Annotated in this window: 8 protein-coding genes; 2 read left to right on the forward strand and 6 right to left on the reverse strand. The window is 47.0% G+C overall.

The genetic code is table 11. The annotated features are described in order from the left end of the window. Positions 1 to 213, reverse strand: a 213-nt coding sequence (locus Q0413_RS02855; protein WP_298987103.1) for a hypothetical protein, incomplete at its 3' end; no start/stop codon positions are given. Between the two features lie 89 nt (positions 214 to 302). On the opposite strand from Q0413_RS02855, the gene tpx reads away from it, so the two are divergent. Further along, positions 303 to 827, forward strand: coding sequence for a thiol peroxidase (gene tpx, locus Q0413_RS02860; RefSeq protein WP_297921832.1), 525 nt, complete (start codon positions 303 to 305; stop codon positions 825 to 827). A gap of 276 nt (positions 828 to 1103) precedes the next feature. Here tpx and Q0413_RS02865 read toward each other — a convergent pair whose 3' ends face one another. The 3 genes from Q0413_RS02865 to Q0413_RS02875 form a co-directional block, all read right to left on the reverse strand. Continuing rightward, positions 1104 to 1820, reverse strand: coding sequence for a hypothetical protein (locus tag Q0413_RS02865; RefSeq protein WP_298987104.1), 717 nt, complete (start codon positions 1818 to 1820; stop codon positions 1104 to 1106). A gap of 233 nt (positions 1821 to 2053) precedes the next feature. Next, complete coding sequence (locus tag Q0413_RS02870; protein WP_298987106.1) at positions 2054 to 4501, reverse strand: molybdopterin-dependent oxidoreductase; 2448 nt, start codon at positions 4499 to 4501, stop codon at positions 2054 to 2056. A gap of 13 nt (positions 4502 to 4514) precedes the next feature. Next, positions 4515 to 5081, reverse strand: coding sequence for a hypothetical protein (locus Q0413_RS02875; protein WP_298987107.1), 567 nt, complete (start codon positions 5079 to 5081; stop codon positions 4515 to 4517). A 127-nt stretch (positions 5082 to 5208) separates the two neighbouring features. Here Q0413_RS02875 and Q0413_RS02880 point away from each other — a divergent pair, with 127 nt between their 5' ends. Continuing rightward, positions 5209 to 5790, forward strand: coding sequence for a Crp/Fnr family transcriptional regulator (locus Q0413_RS02880; RefSeq protein ID WP_298987112.1), 582 nt, complete (start codon positions 5209 to 5211; stop codon positions 5788 to 5790). Between the two features lie 141 nt (positions 5791 to 5931). Here Q0413_RS02880 and Q0413_RS02885 read toward each other — a convergent pair whose 3' ends face one another. Beyond that, the gene (locus Q0413_RS02885) at positions 5932 to 6339 is read right to left on the reverse strand and encodes a DUF805 domain-containing protein (RefSeq protein ID WP_298987113.1); all 408 of its coding nucleotides are present in this window, start codon (positions 6337 to 6339) and stop codon (positions 5932 to 5934) included. Positions 6340 to 6637: 298 nt separating this feature from the next. After that, positions 6638 to 7542: hypothetical protein (locus Q0413_RS02890; RefSeq protein WP_298987114.1), on the reverse strand; the 905-nt coding region annotated here is incomplete at its 5' end.

The following is a 7542-nucleotide window of genomic DNA, read 5'->3' on the forward strand; positions in this document are numbered from 1 at the left end:
TTTTGTAAAAGCGGAATTTTGTTCTATAGAATTCTGAATCGCAGAATTTTGCTCGCTAGTATCATCCGCCGCAAGTTCTTCTTGCGCTAAATCTAAATTCTCAGATTGCTCCTGTGGTTTCTCGTCCAGAGGCTTTTTTTCTTCGCTGCTTTTACGTCTTATACTGGCTAGCGATGCAGGATTACTGCTGCCGCCCCAAATATCTTCGCCCATCTGCTCTCCTTGATTTTTAAAGCAATTTTACCTGAAATTTAAGGAATTTTTGTATATTCGCCGCTACAAATTCAAAACAAAGGACAAAAATGTCAACAGTAACATTTCAAGGAAAGCCCGTAGAGTTAAGCGGGCAAGAGATAAATCTAGGCGATCGCGCGCCGCAAGTGCGCTTAGTAGCTCAAGATCTAAGCGAAATCGAGATCGCTAGCGGCAAGCATGTGCAAATCATCGTCGCCGTGCCGTCGCTAGATACGCCCGTCTGCGCGACAGAGGCACGCAAGTTCAACGAGCGCGCTGCATCGCTTCCTAACACCGAAGTAATCGTCGTTTCGATGGATTTACCGTTTGCGATGGGGAGGTTTTGTACGACTGAGGGGATCAAAAATCTACGCGTTGCAAGCGATTTCCGCGATAAGGAATTTTGCCGCCGCTACGGCACCCTCATCGCCAGCGGCGCATTAGCAGGTCTCAGCGCCAGAGCGATCTTCGTCATAGATACCGCAGGCGTCGTGGTTTATAAAGAGCTTGTAAGTGATATAGCCTCTGAGCCCGACTACGACGCAGCGCTAGATTTTGCAGAGCTCGTCGCTCGCAACAGCTGCTCTAACTGAGCAAGATAATAGATCCAAGGTTTGGATAATTTTAGCCTCGCTTTAGTTCACTACTTTAAGCAAATTCGCCCTACTGCAAGTAAAAAACGAAGTAGGGCGCTTAAAATTCTACTTCAATTTTACATTTTGATTTTACGCTTTAATTTTCGCTCCAGCGTACGCAAAGCCGTTAACGCACAGTAATAGTAAGCGAATGAGTACGAAATTTAATAGGATCGCCTGCTGCTAAATTTAAAATTTAGCAGCAGCGGGAGTTGAAATTTTAAATTTGCTCGCTTAGCCACTCCGCGCGATAAATTCGCTAAAAGAGATCTCCTGCGCGTAAAATTTAACTCCGAGCGAGGCGAGCTTGTCTTGCAGCGGCAGCGCCAGTTCCTCTATGCCGCTAAATACGCAAAGCGGCAAATTTTGCGCCCTCTCTTTAGTCGCCGCAAAGCTCTCGTCTTCAAAAAATTTCTTTAAAAATACGAGCGTTTTTACCTTATCCGCGCCCAAATCCTCGATGAAAACGCTGAAATATCTATATCCCGGCTCCTCGCGCGCTTCATCTTCTCGCGCATAGTCGTCCACCAGCTCGCGGTAAAATTCGTTGTTTAAATCCGCAAGCGGCGCGATCGCTTCAAGCGAGCACGGTTTTTTAAGCACAGCAAGGGCGGCCAAAATTTCTTCAAATTTAACGATGTCGTCCGCGACCTTTATCGGCTCCCACGAGCCGGCGCCGTGATAGGCAAAATATACGGGCGAGGCGTCCCCGAGGGCAAAATCGACGAAAAACGGATCGTCCATGCCGTTACGCGCGATGACCCGCCAGCTCTTTCGCCACTGCCCGGGCGTATCGTCCGCAAGCTCCTCGCCAGTTTTGCGGCTAGCGAGCCTATATCCGTCCTGAAAACTCTCAAACTCGCCCTCGTCGGGGTAGAGAGAAGGCAGTAAAATGCACTCTGGAACTATGCGTTTGCGGATAAAATTTCGGATCAAATTCGGAATTTGCACGGCGCGGCCTTTGGGTTAAATTTGAGCGAATTTTAGCAGAGTTTTTTAATCCGCGCAAAATTTACGATCAAATTTGGTGAATTAAATTTGAGTGCAAAAAGACAAGCGGAAGTATCGCGAGATGATTTTGAGAGTTGTGCAGAAATTTTAAGTCAAGGCTAGACAAGTAGTCTGCCGCAGACTTAAAATTTCAAATCTCTCTCAAAAGTACTCGCGAGACGACGCGTTAAATTCTACAAAGATTGTAAGATTTTAGGTTTACTAAACGCTGTTATCGGTTTAATCTCGCCTTTAAATTTCTCGATTTGAGCAAGCACGGTGTGAGCCGAGTTGCTTTGTGCGAGACTTGACGTGCCTTTATCAAACGTAAGCACGTTTACGCAGCCGTGCTGACAGAGGCTCTTCTCGCCCCAAACCTCGGGATCGTACCACGCGCCCTCGCAGATCGCTGCGACGCGCTCGGGCACGATGTCGGTAACGAGTACGCCCGCTAAAATTTCGCCGCGATCGTTAAAAACGCGCACGATGTCGCCGTTCGCAAGCCCGCGAGCTTCGGCGTCTTTTGGATTGATGAGCACCGGCTCTCTGCCGCTAACCTCGGCAAAATTTCTGATGATCGAGTTGTTTAGCTGGCTGTGCAGGCGGTAGCGAGAGTGCGGGCTTACGATGTGAATCGGATACTTCGCCGTCTTTTTCGCATCGCCTAGCCACTCTTTAGGCTCGATCCAAGTAGGCATCGGCGGGCAGTCGGCATAGCCCATCTTAGCGATTACGGGCGAGTAAAGCTCTATCTTGCCAGACGGCGTGCCTAGGCGGTTTTTGGCGGGATTTTCGCGGAATGCCGCAAGGCGCGTGTATAGCGCGCTGCTCTCGTCGTCCTTTTCAAAGCGCACGAAGCCTTTGTCGTAAAATTCCTCAAAGCTAGGCATCGTTATATTTAGACCTTTAGCTTGCTCTACGGCATCGGCGTAGAATTCCTTCATCCATCCTAGCTCATCCTTGCCCTCGCTAAAGACCTCGCCGTATCCCCAGCGCTTGCAGATCTGCTCGCAGATCCAAAAGTCGCTCTTGCTCTCGCCCATTGGCTCGATTGCAGGCCTGTAAGCGACTATATATTCGCCCGTAGCGCCCGTTTGGTTGATGTCGTTACGCTCGACCTCGATCGCGACGGGAAGCACGATGTCGCTAAGCTTCGCCGTGCTCGTCCAGTAAGGCTCGGCGGTGATAACAGTATCAAATTTACGCCACTGCCTCACAATATTATTCACGTCTTGATGACGCGTAAACATCGATCCGCACGCCATATATGCGACTCTCATATGCGGCAGCTTGATTTTAGTGCCGTCGTAGTCAATCTGCTTGCCCGGATGCTCCAGCGCCTCGATGCTGCGAGAGGACGGGATGGTAATGTTTTTCGCACTTTTCCAAGGCGCAGAGCCCGTGTTTTCGTATTTTTCATCTATGCGCGTGCTAAGCCCCTTTAAAATCGGAGCTACCTTATTCGTAGCGCCCGCGGAACCATAGCCCAGGCTAAATTCAAAGCCGAGACCCTCCTTGCCGATATATCCCAGCATCGCATTAAGCGCTACTAGCGCCCAGAAAGGCTGCTCGCCGTGATCTGCGCGCTGCAAACCGCGACCGATCAGGATCGTGCTCGGTTCCTTTGCAAGCGCTGTAGCAAATTTCGCAATAGCCTCCTCGCTCACGCCGCAAATTTTGCTCGCCCATGAGGCATCTTTTACGACCTTATCCTCGGTGCCTAGGAAGTAGTCTTTAAATTTATTAAATCCGACGGTGTATTTTTTGATAAATTCCGCATCATAAAGCCCGCTCGTAAACAGATAATGGCACATGCCGATGATGAGCGCGGTATCGGTATTCGGGCGTACGATGATATCTTCGCTGCCGAAGTAGCGCGCGGTGTCGTTTCTCATCACATTTACGCTGTAGGTTTTGATGCCCGATTTCTTAAGCTCTTGCATGCCGATGTAGCCGTCGTGCGTAGGCGGAATGGATGAAATTTGATTGGTTACCGCAGGATCGGTCGCCCAAAATACGACGTTTTTGGCGTTTTTGACGATCGCTTTCCACGTAGTAGGCGCGTCGTAAACGGCGCTTGAGCCAAGCACGTGAGGCATGATGACGAGCCCCGCGCCGGTGGAGTAATCGCCGCTTTCCTCTACGTAGCCGCCTAAAATTTTAAGCATTCGGTGTGCTACGGTGCGTCCCCAGCCGATCTTACCGCTACCGCCCCACCAGTAGCACTCGCCGTAGATCGCCTCGGCGCCGTATTTGTCGAAATTTTCTTTCAAAGCCTTTGCGGCTAGATCAAGCGCTACGTCCCAGCTAACGCGCACGAACTCCTCTTTACCGCGCAGTTCACTCTTTGCCGCACCTTTTGCCTTTAGATAACTTTTACGCACCATCGGATAGAGCACGCGGTTTTCGTTTTGGATATTATCGGGCAAGCTGTAATTCATCGTATTTGGAAATTTATCGCCTTCAAAATCGCTTACCGAAACGATCTGCGACGAGTTTAAATTTAGCCAAAAGGTGCCGAATCTGTTCGCGCCGAATACCTTTTTGTTATCGAAAATCGTCTGCGTAACCCCCTCGATCCTGCTAGCGCTTGCCGCGCTTGCGCCTAGAATTCCCGCCTTTAAAAAGTCTCGCCTTTTCATCTGATCTCCTTTATCATTCAGGTTTTTTTGCGTTGTGTTGTAGGTATTTTATTATCAAATTTAAATCGTCGCCCTCGAGCGCTACGTAGTTTGCATTGATCATCTCTTGCAGATTCGCAGGCCATTGATTTGCCGTGAAGCTGTTCGGCTCGTGAAGCCTATGACATGCCGAGCAAATCTGCTCGTAGTTCGTTTTCGCATCCGCATAAAGCGCCTTAGCGTCCTTAGCTACGGCATCCGAGCCAACCTCGTAAATTCCCTCGACCTCGTACCAGATCTCGCCGTAATCGTCCTCGAGCTTTTTGCCCTTTTTAAAATTTGCTTCGGCTTCGTTCGTAAAAATCGCGTAAATTTCAGCCTCTTTCATATTTTTTTGGATTTGAAGCTGATAGTTTTCGCTCACGACGCCTTTGATTTTAATCTTGGTAACGTCGCCATCGCTGGATATCACCTCGATCGGCGTTAAAATTTCAGCCTCGCCGATTGCTTTGCCGTCTTGCGAGATCGTAGCGGTTTTAGAGATCACCTCGCCGCCGAAAAGCGAACACGCACAGATAAATGAGATAAAAATTTTCCTCATAAAGTATCCTTTCTAGGTTGTCTTTAACGCGAATTATAAATCAAAGATAAATTTAAATTTGTCGCGATTGCGACGAATTTATCCTTTTTATGTAAAATTTACGTGAAATTTTATGCAAAGAGCTGCTATGATAGATAGATTAAATAACGATTACAGCGAGAAATTCGACTTTTTAAGCAGGGAGCAGATTGCTAAATTTAGGCGCGAAAGCTACGCTCGCGGCGACGTGATCTACGCGCAGAAGTTTAAATTTATCATTTTGCTGCAGGGTAGGGCGAAGCTAAACTGCTACGAAAACGGCAAGGAATTTATCTTTAGCTTCGTAAGAAGCGGCGCCTACGTCTGCTTGGATAAAAACACGAGCCTTGAAATTTTAAGCGACTGCGAGACGCTACAGATCAACATCTCGGAGCTTTTTGAGCTGCTCGGAGATGAGTTTGCAAGCTCAATCATAAACGCGCTTATCAAAAATATCTACTCGCAACGGATTTTAATTAAAGAGATCGTCTTTGCAAAAATCCAGACGCGGATTTTAAATTTTCTAAACCGCATCGCAAATGCCGATAAGATCGTGGAGCTTCCCTTTAATATAATGACGCTGGCAAGCCTGCTCGGAGCACCCAGACAAAACGTCTCTCAGGCGATTACGAAGCTAGTAAATGACAAAAAGATCGTGAAATTAAAGGGCAATAGGATTAAAATTTTGTAGTTTGAATCTCGCGGCGGATCTAAATTTAAATATAAAAGGCTATTTTGAGCAAAACCGCCTAGTAAAAAGGGCTAAAACCAAAATGGAATTAGCTCTAAATTTAGCTTATTTGCAAAGCTTATGTGTGCTACAAAGCTACGTTTAAAAAATCGAGCCTCTGCTTGCGGGTCGCAACGGATCGTCTCCAAAGCGGTTGCCTCCGTTAGTGCCTTGCTGGATAAAAAATACGATCAATACTACCGGGCCTATTATCGGGATAAAAATTAACAGATAAAACCAGCCGCTTCTATCGGTATCATGCAGACGCCTTACTGCTACGGCGATAGAAGGTAAAAGTATTGCCAATAAAAAGATTGAGTTAATGAAACCGATCATTCTACCGGAACTCGTAACGGCATAGGTGCCTAAAAAGCCATCCAATACTAACGTTACGATTCCTAAAAGTGCCGCAAATAATGCAAACCACCAGTACTCTGAACGTGGTGCATGCCCCTCAAAATTACAATAATTCTCTTTGAGACAAGTGCGAATAGACTCCATAAAAGTCATCTCAAACTCCTTTTTAAAAATAAGATAAATTATATAATAATGGCACTTAAATTTGTCCTTTATATTGATTAAATTTTAAAATTTACCTTCGCAGCCGCGCTGTCTGGCAAATACATTAAAATTTATCTCGAATGAACTTAATAGCGAGCTGTTTGATAAGCGGAGGAGGGTAGGTTAGGCGGAACAAATTTTGCTTTTTCGCTCGCGTTAAATGACAAAGTAGGGCGGCTGCGACTGGCGCAATTATAATAGCGAATTTATCTGCTTTGTACCGCCGTAGCTGCTTAAATTTTAAAATTTACTTCTCTTTGCGGCTTAAAATTTTAGAAATTTTCACAGCGTCGTAAGTTCTCGCTTGCGCTTTTAGAAACTCGCAAAGCTCTTTCTGCTCGCACAGACCGTGCGAGAGCAGAAATTTCGCCGTCATCTCGTCATCCAGCACCACAGCTACTTTGATAAGCGTTTCGATCTCCTTTTTATCGATGCTTGCAAAGCTTTGGAATTTTAAAATTCCGTCCAAATAGCGTAATCTCTCGTCGCGGAATTCTTTAAATTTGGCGCCCGCGACAAACTCCCTCGCGGCAAGCGGCAGCGCCTCTTTATATCCGAGAATAGAAACGTTGTTGTCACTTAAAAATATTAATTCGCTGCCCGCAACCGAGCCGACCACATCTTTCGTATCTCGCGCGCCGTTTGCAATCAAAAACTTAAATGTCTCGAAATTATCGTTTGCCGCGGCATCTCGCAGCAGCCCGCTAGCCTTGACGTCCGCGCCGTTTTGTACCAAAAGCTCTAAAAGCCGCATCGCATCGGTTTTATCAAAATGGTAAAGCTTCGCCATCTCACCGCTAAATTTCGAGCCGAAAAAGATCGCGAGCTTTAGCGGCGAGAAAAAACCGCCGTCTCCGCCGTAATTGAGATTTGGTTTAAATTTAAGGATTTTTTCTATCCGCTCGAAGTCGAATTTTGAATTTCGCAGCACCTTCGGATTAAAAATGAAAGCGGTGAAAATTCTATCTTTAAACTCCCCGAAATCCTCGTCGATCCTGCCCCTGTTTTGCGCCGCGAAGGCTAAAAGTGCGTCCAAGCCCGCATCGATCTGCTCGTCGCTGACGTTATCGTCATATACGGCCTCAAAATTTGGCTGCGGCAAATTTGACGCCTTCTGCTGCGTAGTAGAAGCCGCCGCATCCTCTTTAGCGG

The sequence above is a fragment of the uncultured Campylobacter sp. genome (assembly GCF_938045465.1).
GTDB lineage: Bacteria > Campylobacterota > Campylobacteria > Campylobacterales > Campylobacteraceae > Campylobacter_B.